Origin of the sequence: Helicobacter ganmani (assembly GCF_003364315.1) — a bacterium.
GTDB lineage: Bacteria > Campylobacterota > Campylobacteria > Campylobacterales > Helicobacteraceae > Helicobacter_D > Helicobacter_D ganmani.
In genome coordinates this window covers 123,659-138,746 of record NZ_NXLS01000003.1, presented here as the reverse complement: position 1 = coordinate 138,746, position 15,088 = coordinate 123,659, and the positions used below count along the sequence as shown (strand labels likewise).

The following is a 15,088-nucleotide window of genomic DNA, read 5'->3' as shown; positions in this document are numbered from 1 at the left end:
TTTAGGGCAATATTTATAGTTTTTTGCTACAATTTTAGCTTATTTTGATTTAAGGAGATTTAATGCTTGTTGCGCCAAGTATCCTTTCTGCAGATTTTGGAAAATTAGAATCCGAAATCAAAGCTATCTGTGAAGCAGGTTGTGATTTTATACATATTGATGTAATGGATGGGCATTTTGTGCCAAATCTGACGCTTGGTCCTGTAGTGGTGCATTCTGTCGCAAAAGCAGCAAGCAAGCCGCTAGACATTCATTTAATGGTGCAAAATAATAGTTTTTTTGTAGAACTTTTTGCACCCTTTAAGCCCGAATTTCTATCCTTTCATATTGAGGAGGAAAAGCACGCGAATCGCTTGGCACAGAAAATCCGCGAATATGGCATTAAACCTGCAATTGTTTTGAATCCTCATACCAATTTGGATTCCATAGAATATTTGTTGGAATTTGTAGATATGGTTTTGTTGATGAGTGTGAATCCCGGCTTTGGCGGACAGAAGTTTATACCCAATGTGTTGGATAAAATTAAAAATTTAAAAGACAAAATAGAGTTGCGCAATCCGAATTGCCTCATTGAAGTAGATGGCGGGGTATGTGATAGAAATATAGAATCTCTTAAAAAAGCTGGGGCAGATATTGTTGTAGCCGGTAGCTATATTTTTGGTGGAGATTATAAGGAGCGGATAGAAAGTTTGCGGTAAAGTTAGATTCTACTGCAAACCCCACAAACTCTAATATACCACAGAGGGTAAAGAGAAAATTACGCAGCAGTATCTAAATCTACTTCTATTTACATTAAATAAGGATTCCTATGCAAGTTAATACAAATTCTTATGTGCGAGAAAATCCTCTTTTCTACCAAACAACACAAAACCAACAAGAGAGCGCAACTTCCTTTGAAGTGCTTTTATCTATGCAAAGCAATCAAAGCACAGAGAAAAATCAAGAATCGCAAAAATCTAGCCTTACGAATTTTGATGATTTTTTAAGTGAATTTGGTGTGAGTTGGGATAGTGAGGAGGGGCGAATGGTACGCACAGCGCAGATTGTCTCTGCGATTCAACAATATGCAAAAGAGCATAACACAGACCCGCTTAAAGTGAATTGGCAGAGGGCAAATGTAAGTTGGAATCAAAATTTTGCAAATGCTTCTAGGACTGAACAAAAAGAAATGTTAGAAAATGTGCTAGGAGTTTTGGAATCTGAAACTGCTATTCAAAGAGGCTTATATATGGGAGAGACAGAAAGCCCAGCGCATTTTGAAAAGCGCAAAACACAAGCGGCAGAATCTTTAAGCGCAATGTTGCAAAATCTCAAGGTTTAATTCTAGTCTAGTGGAATCGCAAGATTTTTGATTGTAATTCCTTATTATCCGCCTAAATATCGTTTTTTAATCTCTTGATTTTCTAAAAGATTCTTTGCAAAATCCTCCATTACAATTTTGCCATTTTCTAGCACATACGCACGATTGGCGACTTTGAGTGCAGCAAAGGCATTTTGTTCTACAAGCAGAATCGTAATGCCATTTTCGCGCAAGTTTAAAAGAATCTCAAAAAGCTCTCCTACGACTTTGGGTGCAAGCCCGAGACTTGGTTCATCAAGCATAAGTAACTTTGGCTCACTCATTAAAGCTCTTGCAATGGCGAGCATTTGTTGCTCACCCCCGCTCATTGTGCCTGCCATTTGTTTGTAACGCTCCTTTAGGCGAGGGAAAAGCCGATACATTTTTTCGCGCATTACTTCAAAGTTTTCATCATTATGATACGCTCCCATACGCAAATTTTCATCTACGCTAAGATTGGTAAAAACGCGCCTTCCCTCTGGCACAAGCGCGATTCCGCGTTGGATAATTTTGTGTGTTGGAATCTTGGAGATATTTGCGCCAAAGAATCGGACTTTGCCTTTTGTTTTGACACTATGCACGATTCCATTAAGGGTTGAGGTTTTACCTGCGCCATTACTTCCGATTAAAGTAATAATCTCGTGTTCTTCAATATGGAAGTTAATGCCCTTTAAGCCCGAAATCAAGCCATAATGCACTTGTAGATTCTCAATTTGAAGCATAGAAGTCTCCTAGATAAGCTGCAATCACTTCGGGGTTGTTAATGGCTTCGTTGGGCGTGCCGCTGAAGAGTTTTTTGCCATAGTCTAGCACCAAAACTTGCTCACAAAGTTGATTGACAAAGGGCATATCGTGCTCAATTAACAAAATGCTTAAATCAAAGTCTTTTTGCATTTTTAAAATCAATTCGCAAAGCTCTTGCGTCTCTTTGGGATTCATTCCCGCGGCTGGTTCATCTAATAACAAAAGTTTTGGATTGGTTGCTAAAGCTCTTGCGATTTCTACTTTACGACTATTTCCATAGCTCAACGCGTTTGCATTGGTATTCCATTGGTTGCCTAATCCAATATAATCCAAAATCCACCGAGCTTTTTCCTTAATGCGTTTTTCCTCTTTAAAATATCTTCCTATGCGAAAAGCAGCTTCAAGAAAGCTATATTTTGCTTCATTGTGCAAACCAATGAGGACATTATCTAACACACTCATAGAATTAAAGAGCCGAATGTTTTGAAAAGTGCGCGCAATTCCTAAATGCACAATTGTATTTGGCTTATATTTAGAGATATTTTTGCCCAAAAAATGAACTTTTCCGCTATTTGGCTTATAATTTGCAGTAATAATGTTAAACATTGTTGTTTTGCCTGCTCCATTTGGACCAATTAATCCAAAAATTTGTCCTTGTTGCACACTAAAGCTTACATTATCAATCGCCTTTAATCCCCCAAAGGCAATACTGACATTTTCTAGTTCCAAAATTGCCATTATTGCGCCTTTTTAAACAATCTTAGTTTGGTAGGATTCAAATCCCAAACTTCGCGTTTGCCCATAATGCCCTCTCTAGCAAAAAGCATAATCACAAGCAAGATGAGTGAGAAAAACACCATTCTAAGTCCCGGATAAGAACCAAAATCATTTCCAAAAAAGACTAAAGGCTGGTCTAGAAATCTAAGCCATTCTCCCCCACCGATAACCAAAATCGCTCCCAAAATCGCTCCACTCGTGCTTCCTAAACCCCCAAGCACAATGATGATTAAAAGCTGAAATGTAAGCTCAAACCCAAAGATTTTTGGGTCAATCGTAGTGAGCCAAACCGCCATTAATCCGCCTCCAATGCCTTCTAGAAATGCACTTGTGGAGAAAGCAAAAGTTTTGATTTTGAAAGTGTTAATTCCCATTGCAATTGCAGCATCTTCATCGTCTCGGACTGCTTTCATTGCGCGTCCATATTTAGAATAGACGATTTGCAGGATTAAAATTACTGAAGCGGTGGCAAAGATTCCACTCCAAAAAAAGACTGTGATGTTTGCTCCATTACCAAAGGCGTGGATATAAAGGAAATTAAAGAATTCCTGCAAGGGTGAATCGTTTGTGCTAAGGCTTAAAAGTAGTTTTTCTATCGCACCGACAATGGAATCGTGATTGTTTGGAATCTCATTTAAGCCAATTGCGCCGTTTGTCCATTCTGGATTATTGATTGCTAGGATTTTGATAATAAAACCAAAGCCAAGTGTTACAATCGCTAAATAATCCCCACGCACACGAAATACAGGAAAAGAAAGCAGAACCGCAAGGATAGCTGCTACGATTCCACTGCAAAACAGAGCGGGCAATAACTCACTATACATACTCAAGATAAAAGGGTGAGGGTCTGCTAACTGAAACATTTCCCATTTTAAATCCGAATCTAACAACATTAATGCGGTGATATATGCACCAATCGCAACAAACCCATTTGGCTCTAAAGAAAGCTGCCCTGTTACGCCATTAATCAGATTGTAACTCACCGCTAGAATTATAAAAATAAGAATATTGTTAAAGATTCTTAAGGCATAATCTCCCAACAAGCTTTGTGAAGCAAAAAGCACGCAAATAACTAACACATAAATGCTGCAATGGAATCCCAAAGTCGCAGTTGTTGGGCTATTTGTGTAAAGTTTCTTAAACATTTTGCAACCTAAAAACGACTTTTTTCTAAACGCCAATCGCCCATAATGCCGACGGGACGAAATAGCAATACAAGAATGAGGAAAAGAAATGCGAAAGCGTCCTTGTATCCTCCAAGGTCTGGGAAAAGTGCTACCGCCATAACTTCTGTAAAGCCCAAGATAAAGCCTCCAAGCACTGCGCCGCCTACACTTCCGATTCCACCTAAAACCGCAGCAGCAAAGGCTTTTAAGCCAATTAACACGCCCATAAGCGGGTCAATCGTGGGATAAGAAATTGCATAAAAAATCCCCCCGATTCCTGCTAAAGTGCTACCAATCGCAAAAACAATGGCGATGATGTGATTTACATTGATTCCCATTAAGCGCACGGTGTTAATATCAAATGCACTTGCGCGAATCGCCATTCCTTGCTTTGTGTGATAGAGAAAACGCAAAAGTCCTCCCAAAAGTAAAAGCGTAACCAATGGAATTATTAATGTAATAATGGTTAAACTGATACCAAAAATATCCAAAGATTGCGAGAAAAATGCTGGAGCATTAAAGAATCTAGGTGTAGAGCCAAAGAGGACATTAAAAAGATTTTCCAAAAAAAAACTCACGCCAATGGCGGTAATCAGCATAGAGATTCTAGGCGCATTGCGTAAAGGTGTGTAGGCAATCTTGTCAATCATTACACCTAGGATTCCACACAAGGCAATAGATAGAATCGCAGCAGCATAAAAAGGTAAATCAAAGGAGCTAATGGCAAAAAAAACGAGAAATGCTCCCACCATCATAATATCTGCGTGGGCGAAGTTAATGAGGCGCAAACAGCCATAAACCATTGTATAGCCAATCGCGATGAGTGCATACATACTGCCCAAGCTTAAGCCATTAATACATTGCTGAAAAAAAGTCAAAAAGTCCAAACTCTAAACCTTAAAATTTACAGAATCTTAAAAGTTTTTATGGTTCAATCGTGGTTTTATAAACTAAGTTACCACCTTGCACTTGATTAATCACCGCACTGCGGATAGATTCGCCATTTTTCAAAGAGAATTTACCACTTATGCCATCATAATCTTCGACATTGCGGATTTTATCATTAATACATTCGCGATTCTCCGCACCGCATTGTTCAATCGCAGCTACAGCAATCCCATAAGCATCCGCAAGCATAATACTAAAAGAGCTTACAGGTTCATTGTAGGTTTTTTTGTAATCCTTGATGAATTTCTCGCCTTTGGGGGTTTGTTTGGAGTTTGTAGAATAATAATCCGTTACCATATAGCCTTCCCCTGCTTCTTTGGCAACATCAAAGAAAATTTTGTTTGAAACTAAGCCATCTCCCCCAATAGTCGGGACATTTAATCCTAATTGCTTGGCTTGAACCGCAATCAGTGCGCCCTCGTTATAATAGATTGGCAAATAAAGAACATCGGGATTCTTTGCCTTAATGCTTGAAATTTGCGCTTTGAAGTCTTTAGTCCCTGCTTGAGCGTTGGCTTCAATGATGATTTCGCCGCCTAAAGTTTTAAATTGATTTCTAAAAGCACGTGTAAGTCCGATAGAGTAATCACTGCTATTATCAAACAAAATAGCTGCCTTTTTTGCACCTAAATCTTTGAAAGCCAAGTTTGCTGCAATTAACCCTTGAAAGCTATCTGCAAAAGAGACGCGAGAAACGAAGTTTTTGCCCTTAGTTACGCGGTCATTAGTCGCCACAGGAGCAATTAAAGGCGTTTTGCTATCGTCTGCAATTTTTGTCATTGCAAGTGCATTGGTGGAAATCATAGGACCAATAACAACGCTGACTTTGTCGCTTGAAACGAGTTTTTGCATTGCATTTGCGGATTCTATTTTATCGCTCTTATTGTCAATAAAAATAATTTTAATCTCTTCACCATTTTTAGTTTTGCTTTGTGCCTTGTAAGCTAAGTCAATTCCGCGTTTTCCAAGCTCTCCAAATCCACCTACTGCACCACTTGCAGGCAAAACGACACCGATTTTTACTTCTCCTGCTAAAAGATTGCTAGCAAAGATTCCGCACGCCAAATAGAGGGTTACAAAAGTCTTTTTCATTGAAAATCCTTATATTCAAAGATAAAAGCTAATCTTACAATATTTTTTTTAAAGACACATTAAGTATTTGTGGGGATTGTTGATTCTTGTAGAATCTCACAATGACAAGAGGTTTTGTCATTGTGTTTTATTAGGGTAGTTGTGTGGTTATTTTGCGTTTGCTTTAAGGTTTAAAGTAATTTTTACTTCATCACCCACAGCATTATCTTTGAAAATATTGTGCCAAGAGACATCAAAATCACTTCTTAGAATCTTGGTTGTGGCATTGATTGTTAGCTCTTTGCCATTGGGCTGGATTGTTGCATCAAGCACAATGGGTTTTGTTGTGGAGCGAATGGTTAAATCGCCATAAATCTTGCCTGCTTCAAATTTTGTCATTTTGAAAGTCATATTAGGATATTTTTTGGCATCAAACATATCCTCTGCTTGCAAATGCGCGTCTCTTTTGGGGTTTGCAGTATCCACTGAAGTTATATCTACAACACCCTCTAAGATTTTTAAAGTGCTAGAAGCTTGGTCGTAATCAATTGTTGCACTAAATTTGTTGAATTTACCATCTACTTGTGTTAGTTTAAGGTGGGAGACTTGAAAATCTATTTTTGAGTTTGCAGAATCAAGTGCATAGGGAGCTGCAAGTGCTGGGAGACTAAGAGCCGCTGCTAAACTAAGAGAACAGAGAAATTTTTTCATTGAAAATCCTTTTGAAATTAAAATTTAAACTCTGAAATTATAGTCCATAAAAAATAATCAATGGTAAATAATGACAAATATTTTATAAAATATAAAATTCTAAAATTAAACTTAACTTTAAGAAAAAGTTAAAATTATCTTAACAAAAACTTCACATATTTTTGAAATAAACTTAATAAAGCACGAGTAAAATTTGCATAACTAAATTTTTAAAAGGATATTCTTATGTTTAAGAGTCTAAGACTAGGGACGAAAATCACATTGATTACGAGTTTTATTGTTTTGCTTGTTATGGGGACATTGACTTTTGTTATTAGTTATGAATCTGCTAAAGTTTTGCAAAGCGAAGCCCACAAGCTACTAGTGAGCGCAAACTCAAGGGCAATCAATCGCTTAGAGGGTGCGATTCAACAATCTTTTATGGCATTAGAGACCGCAGAGGGTATTACCTCATCTATCATTGCAAACGATAGTGATGGAATCGTAAGTCGGGATTTGCTAAAAGATGTCGTTATGCATATGATTTTAGATAATGAATGGGCATCTTTTGCTTATCTTTATATTCCCGGGCAGTCTATTTATAGTAAGAAGTCGGTTGCGGAATCCACGACAGACTTTTTGTTGCCAAATGGTGAATTTATGATATTAATGGATATTGATAGAGAGCGCAACGATGGGGTAAATATACTTTCAGCCGATGAGGACATTATCCATTTGCCTTCGGTTAAAAACGCGCTAGAGACAAAAAAAATCTCTTTTGATGATCCTAGAAAGTTTGACATTGATAATCTGGTTGTGTTTGGTTCTAATATCTCCGCGCCTATTTTTGATAAAAATAATAAGGTTATTGGTGTAATTGGAATCATAATGGACTTGCAACAAATCTCTAAAGTCGTCCTAGACCCTAAACGTTCAGCTTTTAAGGGAGATAGGAAGTTTCTACTCTCTCAAAATGGCATTATCCTAATCCACCCTGATTCCTCGCTGGTAGGGAAAAAACTCATAGAGAAAAACAATCATAGTAGTGTGGATATGCTCCTAAATCTCCTAAACTCTGGCAGAACTACCGCAATAGAATATGTTGGACCAAATGCGACAGAAAATTACGCAGGAGTCTCGCATTTTCAACTTTGGGAGGATATTGACACGACTTGGACACTTGTTACGGTTGCACCTAAGGAAGTTATCTATGAGCCATTAAACAAGATTGAGACGATTATTGTTTTCTCTGCGATTGTAGCGTTGCTAGTGATTTCTCTAACGATTTGGCTTTATACAAAGCAATATATCACAAATAGAATGGCGAATCTCAGCGAGCTTTTATCGGATTTCTTTGATTTTATAAACCACAAGACAGACAAGGCTCCACATTTTGCAAAAATCTTAGCAAAAGATGAGATTGGTAGTATGGGAAATTTAATTAATAAAAACATACAAAGCACAAATGAAAGCTTGCAAAAAGATGAATCAATGGTGCAACAAGTCATTGCTGCGGTAAAAGAGATGAAAGAGGGAAATTTGAATCTAAAATTAAATGCGATTCCTAATAATCCAAAGCTGTTAGAGTTGCAAGAAACTTTAAATGAAATGCTACAAGTCTTGCAAGTCAAAGTAGGCTCTAGTTTAAATCAGCTACAAGCAGTCTTTAGTGATTATAGGAATTTAAACTTCACTGCAAATGTGGAGAATCCTAAAGGAGATATGGAAGTTTCTTTAAATGCCATTGGAGAGGAGGTTAAAAATATGCTAGAAGTTTCCTCTAAATTGTCCCTTTCTTTAAAGGAACAGAGTCAATCTCTAAATGATTGTGTCCAGCATCTAATGAGTGCGAATGAAAATCAAGTAAATAGTCTAAGTCGCTCTTCAGAAAATACCGAGAATATCACAATTTCTATGCAGTCTATTAATGATAAGACTTCAGAAATTACGCGACAAGTAGAGGATATAAAAAATGTCGTAAGCATCATTAATGAGATAGCCGAGCAGACGAATCTCTTAGCACTCAATGCCGCGATTGAAGCAGCAAGAGCAGGAGAACACGGAAGAGGTTTTGCGGTCGTGGCTGATGAGGTGCGCAAACTAGCCGAACGGACGCAAAAGAGCTTAGGAGAGATTGGCGCAAATGTCAATGTGCTAGTGCAGGGCATTAACGATATGGGCGAATCGGTAAAGGAGCAGACAAAGGGCGTAGAGCAAATCAATGAGACAATTTCACATCTCAATAGCATAGCAGAGAATAATCAAGAAATAGCGAATAAAACAGAAATGGTTGCACAATACATAGATGAAATCGCAAATGAAATCACTCAAGATATGGAGCGAAAGAAGTTTTAGATTTTAGGCAAATCCGCTTGATTTGACAATGTTTAAAGATATGAATATTTTAAGCAAATCTAATGTAGAATCACGCTTTTTATCTTTAAAATTACAAATACAAGGCTATTAAGTTGTTTGGTGTTATTACAGAAAGTTTCCAAAGTGCAATTAATAAAATCCGATTCCAAGATGATGAAAAGGCGTTAAAGCGCGCATTAGATGAGCTCAAAAAGTCTTTGTTAAAATCCGATGTGCATTATAAGGTTTTAAAAGAACTTTTGGGTGAAATTGAGAAGAAAACAAAGCTTGCAGGAATAGGAAAAGAGAATTTTTTAAGCGCATTAAAAGAATCACTAAATACGATTCTTACTGCACCGGGTAATTATGGGTTTATTTTTGCGCCCAAGCCCCCAACAATCGTATTAATGGCGGGCTTACAAGGAAGCGGGAAAACAACAACAACCGCAAAACTTGCTAATTATCTCAAGGGCAAACAAAAGAAAGTTTTGCTTGCAGCTTGTGATTTGCAGAGACTAGCCGCGGTGGAGCAGTTGCGACAATTAGCCTTGCAAGTGGAAGTGGATTTTTTTCATTTGGAGGGGAAAACCCCCATAGAAATTGCAATACAAGCTAAGCAAAAGGCAGTTGAGGGGCTTTATGATGTGTTGCTTGTGGATACTGCCGGGCGATTGGCGGTTGATGAAGCCTTAATGCAGGAGTTGCAAGGTATTAAAGCTGCGATTAATCCTAATGAAGTCTTTTATGTGGTGGATAGTTTAAGCGGGCAAGATGGTGTCAAGAGTGCTGGAATCTTTCATCAGAAAATGAACTTAAGCGGAGTAGTTTTAAGCAAATTTGATGGAGATAGCAAAGGTGGAATTGCACTTTCTATTGCGCATCAGCTTGGGATTCCATTGCGCTTTATTGGTGTGGGTGAGAAAGTTGCGGATTTAGAGGTTTTTATTCCTGAACGCATTGTAGGGCGGTTAATGGGGGCAGGGGATATTCACTCTTTGGCTGAAAAAACTGCTGCCGTAATTAGCGAGAAAGAGGCAAAAGACATTTCTAAGAAAATTAAAAAGGGCAAATTTAATTTTAATGACTTCATTGCGCAGTTGGATAATATCAAAAAAATTGGTTCTATGCAGTCGATTCTCTCAATGTTGCCCGGTTTAGGTAATATGGCAAGTGCGCTTAAAGATGTGGATTTAGACAATTCTAAAGAGATGAAACAAATCCGCGCAATGGTTTTTTCAATGACGCCAAAAGAGCGCGAGAATCCGGATTTGCTCAATGGCAGTCGCAAGAAGCGCATTGCAATGGGCGCAGGGATTGATGTTAGTGATGTGAATCGCTTTTTGAAGCAGTTTGAAAATGCAGCAAAAATGGCAAAGAAATTTTCTAATAAAGGTGGAATGGGAGATTTGATGAGCCTAATGAAAGACGCAAAAATGGGGCAACTTAGGAGATAATCTGCATTTTGTCGGCGTTTGAACTTTGTCTAGTGGTAGGCTTATGTTAAGATGAATAGATTGCCACGAGATTCTAGTGAACCTCTTGCAACAACAAAAATAGAGTGTGCCACATCGTCCTTGCGAGAATACATAGCACTTTAAGGAAAACATTACTTGCTTTTAGATAAAATTCCGCCTTTATGCAGATTTGTCTGTTGAATTTAAGATTATTTAAGGAGCATATTTTGGCAACCGTTATCCGCTTAACAAAAATGGGACGAAAGAAAAAGCCTTTTTATAGAATCATTGTAACTGATAGCAGAAAAAGACGCGATGGAGGTTGGATTGAATCTATCGGATATTATAATCCTCTTGCGGAGCCTTCTGTGGTGAAATATGATGCAGAAAGATTGAAATATTGGACAGGCGTTGGCGCAAAAATGAGCGAAAGAGTAAAAGCGATTACCAAATAATCAAACGCAGGCAGCATATGGTAGAAGATTTTATAGAAGCCTATGTAAAAAAAATTGTTACAGAACCCAACAAAATTCGTATTATCAAAACAGAGCTTGATACGAATTTTTATGAAATTGAAATTCTCTCTTCCTCACAAGATGCAGGACGCTTGATTGGCAAAGATGGTAAAATGATTGGCGCAATTAAAACTTTTGTTTCTGGCATTAAAGCAAAAGATGGCAATTCTTATCGCATTATCGTGAAACCACAAACTACTGAAGCTTAGGAATGTTTGGTAAGAGCGTCCAAAAAGATTGGGTAAGTGTCGCGAAAATCGGTCGCTCCATAGGATTCAAAGGTGAGGTGTTTTTGCATTTGCTAAGTGATTTTCCCGAATCCCTACAGAGTGGCAATGTCTATTTATCGCAATTTGGCAATTTAACGCTTGAATCTTATCAAGCAAAACGTTCCATAGCAAAATTTACTGAAATTGATTCTAAAGAAGCGGCGAAGCAAATTGTCAATCTTGTGCTTTATACTACGCAAGAGCAATGCAAGCAGCAGTGCAAACTCAAAGAAAACGAATTTTTTTGGTTTGAGCTTGTAGGGGGTGAAATTGTAGAAAATGGCGAGATTTTGGGTATAGTAAGTGAGATTGAACGCTTTTGTGGGCAGGATTATTTGTTTGTGAAAACTGATTTTGCACTTATTGCACAGAATTTTCCTAAGAATTTTTTGATTCCTTATAATGCGCGCTATATTTTGGGAGTGGAATCCAAAAAAGATTCCACAATCCATTCCAAAAAGGAATACAAGAAAAGCACCAGCACTGACCCAAAAATCATTTGCACACAATTTTGCAAAGAAATATTAGAAAATAGTTAATGCGATTCTCTATCGTTACTTTATTTCCCCATTTGATAGAATCCTATTTTAGTGATTCTATTCTTCATCGGGCGATAGAGCAAGGGTTAATTGGCGTAGATTTTGTTAATCCTAGAGATTTCAGCCCTCATCGTTTTGCAAAGACCGACGATTATCAAGTAGGTGGTGGTGCTGGGCTTGTACTAGAGCCATTGGCTTTAAGTAATGCGCTAGATTTTGTAAAAAAAAAGAATCCCAAAACGCACATTATTTTTCTTACACCTTGTGCGAAACTCTTTTCACAAAATGACGCAAAATGTTTGAGCAAAAAGTCTCATATTACCTTAGTTTGTGGGCGATATGAGGGTTTTGATGAACGCTTGATTGAATTGTATGCCGATGAGGTTTTTAGTATTGGAGATTTTATTTTAACCGGTGGAGAGATTGCCGCACTTTGTTTGTGCGATAGCATTTCAAGACAGGTAGAGGGAGTGCTTGGCAATAGCGATTCCTTGCAAGGAGAAAGCTATGAGGAGTTTTTGTTAGAATCCCCAAATTTTACCAAACCACATAATTTTAAAAATTTATTGATTCCTTCAGAGTATTCAAAGGGAAATCACGCTAGAATCCACAGCTTAAAATTAAAAGCGTCAGAGGCAAAAACTAGATTCCATAGGTTAGACCTCTATATTCGCTACAAACAAAGGCTAAAAGATGAGAAATAAATATATTCAGCATTTTGAAGACGCGCAAATTGCAGGAAAAGAGATTCCGCAATTTAAGGCAGGCGATACATTAAGAGTTGGGATTAAAATTTCTGAAGGAGATAAAACAAGAATCCAAAATTTTGAAGGAGTTTGTATCTCACTTCGTGGCACAGGGACAGGCAAGACTTTTACGATTCGCAAAATCGGTGCAAATGGTGTAGGAGTAGAAAGAATCTTTCCTATCTATTCTGAAAGTATTGAAAGCATTAAAGTGCTTAAAATTGGTCGTGTTAGACGCGCAAAACTTTATTATCTTCGCGCAAGAAGTGGTAAATCTGCAAGAATCAAAGAAATTAGAAAATAGTTTTTGATTTTTCCCTTTTTGGGATTCTATCTATTGTGAGGGAGAGATTATTTTATTTTCTCTTCCCTTTTTATTCTTATCAAGAATTATTCAACATTTCTAATATTAAAGTGTTAAAAACCTATTTTTAGGGTTTGCTACTCATCTTAACGCTTTATTAACCATTCATTAACTAAATATATAATACTATTCTTAACATTATCTCAAGAGTCTTATGTGGCTAGGACGATTAGGAAAAGATAAATTTATGACATAGAGTGAAAGTTTTAATTATTTTTCTTATTTTTAAGGATAAGCAATGAGCAAACCAAAACCCATTCAGAAAGAGAGACAGTTCAATGAGAATGAAATTATTGTTTCCAAAACAGATTTAAAGGGACGAATCCTTTATGGCAATAGAATCTTTATTGAACTTTCAGGTTATGCAGAGAAAGAGCTTTTGGGCAAACCACATAATATCGTGCGCCACCCCGATATGCCAAAAGTTATTTTTAAATTTCTATGGAGTTTTATACAACAAAGAAAAGAAATCATAGCTTATGTAAAGAATCTTTCTAAAGATGGTTCATATTATTGGGTGAAAGCTTATGTAACTCCCTCTTTTAATGGCAAAGGAGAGATTGTCGGTTATCATTCTATTCGGCTAAAGCCAACAGAACAGGCAAAAAAAACCATTAATGCACTCTATAAGGAATTATTGGAAGTTGAACAAAGAGAAGGGATTGAAAAAAGCCAAGAGAGATTGGAGCAGATTCTAGCACAAAAAGGAGTCAATTATGAAGAATTCGTATCAACTTTATAGATATTCTAGGGTTTTTAATTATTGTTTTATTGCCATTTTTGTTTGTTTATTTATTATTGAAATTTTAGATATTCATATTTTGCTAGAATTTGGAGCTTTTTGTCTAGGTATTTTGACTTGCTCATTGACGCTAATAGCTGGAAATAGACGAGATAAGTATATTCAAGAAATTACCCATTGTGTTTCACAGCTTGCCAATGGAAACCTAGAAGCAAGAATTACAAATATTCAAGATAATGGTGCTTTGGGCAATCTGTCGTGGGCATTTAATGATTTGGCTGACCAAGTGGAAGCCTTTGTTAGAGGGGGGTCTTCCGTTATTACTGCCGCAAGCAAAAAACAATATTACAGAAAATTAAATTCTGCAAGCCTAAAAGGAGCTTTTTCTTATGTGGGACAGCTGATTAATAAAGCCTCTTATGCGGTTGAAGAAGCAGATAAATTGGGCGCAAGAGGTTTAATCGTGAATCAGATTTCTAAACAAAGCGCAGTGAGTTTGAAGAAAGATTTAAATTCAATTTCTACAAATCTAAATGTTGTAATTTCGGTAATGAATGAAACTTCTGAAGAGGCGAAAACGATTTCTCAATCTTCCAATCAAGGAATGCAGAATGTCCAAGTGATTGTGAATAATTTTTCCAACCTCTCCTCTATGATGTCGCAAACTTCACAATCCTTTGAGTGTTTCACAAAACGAATTAAAGAAATTGATGCATTTGTTTCTTTGATTAAGGAGATTACTGACCAAACTAATTTACTCGCCCTTAATGCCGCAATTGAAGCAGCAAGAGCAGGAGAACACGGAAGAGGATTTGCAGTCGTTGCTGATGAAGTCCGAAAACTAGCAGAGCGCGCCACGAAAACCGCGTCAGAAATCTCCTCTACCACACAGGTAATCAACCAAGAAATGGACGAGATTTCAGGCTATGTTAAAGAGATTGATACCATTACAAATGATTCCAATGAATTGATGATTTCATTCAATGAGACTTTTGGCGCAATGGATAAACAAGCGGCTTCTTTACTAGATTCTATTTCACATACCAATAAGACTTCTTATATTGCATTGCTAGAGTTGGATTGTATTTTGAAAAAATTTGCCTCCTATTCCGCTGTGATTACAAATGAGATTCCACAGATGGCTTCACAATGTGATATTGGAGAAAAATCTTTGATAGATAAGAGCATTTGCCAAAAAATCTTTGATTTTGATGAAAGTATCCAAGAGTTTTTAGAGTTTATTAAACTCGGTAATTTTACAGAGAATCAAGAACAATTACAAACATATTGTCAAAAATTTGAAGCTAAAAGCGCGGAAGTTTATCAGCAGCTTCACGCAATTCCCTAATGTTAATGATTGCTTTTGATG

17 protein-coding genes are annotated in these 15,088 nt (G+C 37.2%); 11 read left to right on the top strand and 6 right to left on the bottom strand.

Annotated features, from left to right (window positions below; translation table 11 throughout):
- Positions 1–62: 62 nt before the first annotated feature.
- Positions 63–698, top strand: coding sequence for a ribulose-phosphate 3-epimerase (gene rpe, locus CQA43_RS04310; protein WP_115551381.1), 636 nt, complete (start codon positions 63–65; stop codon positions 696–698).
- A 110-nt stretch (positions 699–808) separates the two neighbouring features.
- Positions 809–1,321 (top strand): hypothetical protein, encoded by a 513-nt coding sequence (locus tag CQA43_RS04305; RefSeq protein WP_115551380.1) that lies wholly within the window; start codon positions 809–811, stop codon positions 1,319–1,321.
- Positions 1,322–1,365: 44 nt separating this feature from the next.
- Here CQA43_RS04305 and CQA43_RS04300 read toward each other — a convergent pair whose 3' ends face one another.
- The 6 genes from CQA43_RS04300 to CQA43_RS04275 all read right to left on the bottom strand — a co-directional run bounded on the left by CQA43_RS04300 (position 1,366) and on the right by CQA43_RS04275 (position 6,756).
- Complete coding sequence (locus CQA43_RS04300; RefSeq protein ID WP_115551379.1) at positions 1,366–2,061, bottom strand: ABC transporter ATP-binding protein; 696 nt, start codon at positions 2,059–2,061, stop codon at positions 1,366–1,368.
- The gene (locus CQA43_RS04295) at positions 2,048–2,821 is read right to left on the bottom strand and encodes an ABC transporter ATP-binding protein (RefSeq protein WP_115551378.1); all 774 of its coding nucleotides are present in this window, start codon (positions 2,819–2,821) and stop codon (positions 2,048–2,050) included. Before CQA43_RS04295 ends, CQA43_RS04300 begins: the two co-directional genes overlap by 14 nt.
- The gene (locus CQA43_RS04290; RefSeq protein WP_115551377.1) at positions 2,821–4,005 is read right to left on the bottom strand and encodes a branched-chain amino acid ABC transporter permease; all 1,185 of its coding nucleotides are present in this window, start codon (positions 4,003–4,005) and stop codon (positions 2,821–2,823) included. The genes CQA43_RS04295 and CQA43_RS04290 overlap by 1 nt, the downstream gene beginning before the upstream one ends.
- A gap of 8 nt (positions 4,006–4,013) precedes the next feature.
- Positions 4,014–4,859 carry a branched-chain amino acid ABC transporter permease gene (locus tag CQA43_RS04285; RefSeq protein WP_407918776.1) on the bottom strand — a complete coding sequence of 282 codons (846 nt, stop codon included), beginning with the start codon at positions 4,857–4,859 and terminating at the stop codon, positions 4,014–4,016.
- A gap of 91 nt (positions 4,860–4,950) precedes the next feature.
- Positions 4,951–6,066, bottom strand: coding sequence for an ABC transporter substrate-binding protein (locus CQA43_RS04280; protein ID WP_115551375.1), 1,116 nt, complete (start codon positions 6,064–6,066; stop codon positions 4,951–4,953).
- Between the two features lie 147 nt (positions 6,067–6,213).
- Positions 6,214–6,756, bottom strand: a complete 543-nt coding sequence (locus CQA43_RS04275; protein WP_115551374.1) for a YceI family protein — start codon at positions 6,754–6,756, stop codon at positions 6,214–6,216.
- 225 nt (positions 6,757–6,981) lie between these two features.
- Here CQA43_RS04275 and CQA43_RS04270 point away from each other — a divergent pair, with 225 nt between their 5' ends.
- From CQA43_RS04270 to CQA43_RS09880, 9 genes are all read left to right on the top strand, one after another.
- The gene (locus tag CQA43_RS04270; RefSeq protein ID WP_115551373.1) at positions 6,982–9,090 is read left to right on the top strand and encodes a methyl-accepting chemotaxis protein; all 2,109 of its coding nucleotides are present in this window, start codon (positions 6,982–6,984) and stop codon (positions 9,088–9,090) included.
- 113 nt (positions 9,091–9,203) lie between these two features.
- Positions 9,204–10,544, top strand: a complete 1,341-nt coding sequence (ffh, locus tag CQA43_RS04265) for a signal recognition particle protein (protein ID WP_115551372.1) — start codon at positions 9,204–9,206, stop codon at positions 10,542–10,544.
- A gap of 227 nt (positions 10,545–10,771) precedes the next feature.
- Positions 10,772–10,999: a 30S ribosomal protein S16 gene (gene rpsP / locus CQA43_RS04260; RefSeq protein ID WP_115551371.1), complete on the top strand. Its 228-nt coding sequence runs from the start codon at positions 10,772–10,774 to the stop codon at positions 10,997–10,999.
- A gap of 17 nt (positions 11,000–11,016) precedes the next feature.
- Positions 11,017–11,268, top strand: a complete 252-nt coding sequence (locus CQA43_RS04255) for a KH domain-containing protein (RefSeq protein WP_115551370.1) — start codon at positions 11,017–11,019, stop codon at positions 11,266–11,268.
- A gap of 2 nt (positions 11,269–11,270) precedes the next feature.
- Positions 11,271–11,867 carry a ribosome maturation factor RimM gene (gene rimM, locus CQA43_RS04250; RefSeq protein WP_115551369.1) on the top strand — a complete coding sequence of 199 codons (597 nt, stop codon included), beginning with the start codon at positions 11,271–11,273 and terminating at the stop codon, positions 11,865–11,867.
- Positions 11,867–12,571: a tRNA (guanosine(37)-N1)-methyltransferase TrmD gene (gene trmD / locus CQA43_RS04245; RefSeq protein WP_115551368.1), complete on the top strand. Its 705-nt coding sequence runs from the start codon at positions 11,867–11,869 to the stop codon at positions 12,569–12,571. The genes rimM and trmD overlap by 1 nt, the downstream gene beginning before the upstream one ends.
- Positions 12,561–12,917, top strand: coding sequence for a 50S ribosomal protein L19 (gene rplS / locus CQA43_RS04240; protein ID WP_115551367.1), 357 nt, complete (start codon positions 12,561–12,563; stop codon positions 12,915–12,917). Before trmD ends, rplS begins: the two co-directional genes overlap by 11 nt.
- Positions 12,918–13,215: 298 nt before the next feature.
- Complete coding sequence (locus CQA43_RS04235; protein ID WP_115551366.1) at positions 13,216–13,719, top strand: PAS domain-containing protein; 504 nt, start codon at positions 13,216–13,218, stop codon at positions 13,717–13,719.
- On the top strand, positions 13,694–15,067 hold the full coding sequence (locus tag CQA43_RS09880) for a methyl-accepting chemotaxis protein (RefSeq protein WP_115551365.1): 1,374 nt from the start codon (positions 13,694–13,696) through the stop codon (positions 15,065–15,067). Before CQA43_RS04235 ends, CQA43_RS09880 begins: the two co-directional genes overlap by 26 nt.
- The last annotated feature ends 21 nt before the right edge of the window (positions 15,068–15,088 follow it).

Coding starts and splice junctions, on each gene's coding strand:
- rpe (WP_115551381.1), top strand. CDS start 63: ATGCTTGTTGCGCCAAGTATCCTTTCTGCAGATTTTGGAAAATTAGAA.
- CQA43_RS04305 (WP_115551380.1), top strand. CDS start 809: ATGCAAGTTAATACAAATTCTTATGTGCGAGAAAATCCTCTTTTCTAC.
- CQA43_RS04300 (WP_115551379.1), bottom strand. CDS start 2,061: ATGCTTCAAATTGAGAATCTACAAGTGCATTATGGCTTGATTTCGGGC.
- CQA43_RS04295 (WP_115551378.1), bottom strand. CDS start 2,821: ATGGCAATTTTGGAACTAGAAAATGTCAGTATTGCCTTTGGGGGATTA.
- CQA43_RS04290 (WP_115551377.1), bottom strand. CDS start 4,005: ATGTTTAAGAAACTTTACACAAATAGCCCAACAACTGCGACTTTGGGA.
- CQA43_RS04285 (WP_407918776.1), bottom strand. CDS start 4,859: ATGTATGCACTCATCGCGATTGGCTATACAATGGTTTATGGCTGTTTG.
- CQA43_RS04280 (WP_115551375.1), bottom strand. CDS start 6,066: ATGAAAAAGACTTTTGTAACCCTCTATTTGGCGTGCGGAATCTTTGCT.
- CQA43_RS04275 (WP_115551374.1), bottom strand. CDS start 6,756: ATGAAAAAATTTCTCTGTTCTCTTAGTTTAGCAGCGGCTCTTAGTCTC.
- CQA43_RS04270 (WP_115551373.1), top strand. CDS start 6,982: ATGTTTAAGAGTCTAAGACTAGGGACGAAAATCACATTGATTACGAGT.
- CQA43_RS04255 (WP_115551370.1), top strand. CDS start 11,017: ATGGTAGAAGATTTTATAGAAGCCTATGTAAAAAAAATTGTTACAGAA.
- rimM (WP_115551369.1), top strand. CDS start 11,271: ATGTTTGGTAAGAGCGTCCAAAAAGATTGGGTAAGTGTCGCGAAAATC.
- trmD (WP_115551368.1), top strand. CDS start 11,867: ATGCGATTCTCTATCGTTACTTTATTTCCCCATTTGATAGAATCCTAT.
- rplS (WP_115551367.1), top strand. CDS start 12,561: ATGAGAAATAAATATATTCAGCATTTTGAAGACGCGCAAATTGCAGGA.
- CQA43_RS04235 (WP_115551366.1), top strand. CDS start 13,216: ATGAGCAAACCAAAACCCATTCAGAAAGAGAGACAGTTCAATGAGAAT.
- CQA43_RS09880 (WP_115551365.1), top strand. CDS start 13,694: ATGAAGAATTCGTATCAACTTTATAGATATTCTAGGGTTTTTAATTAT.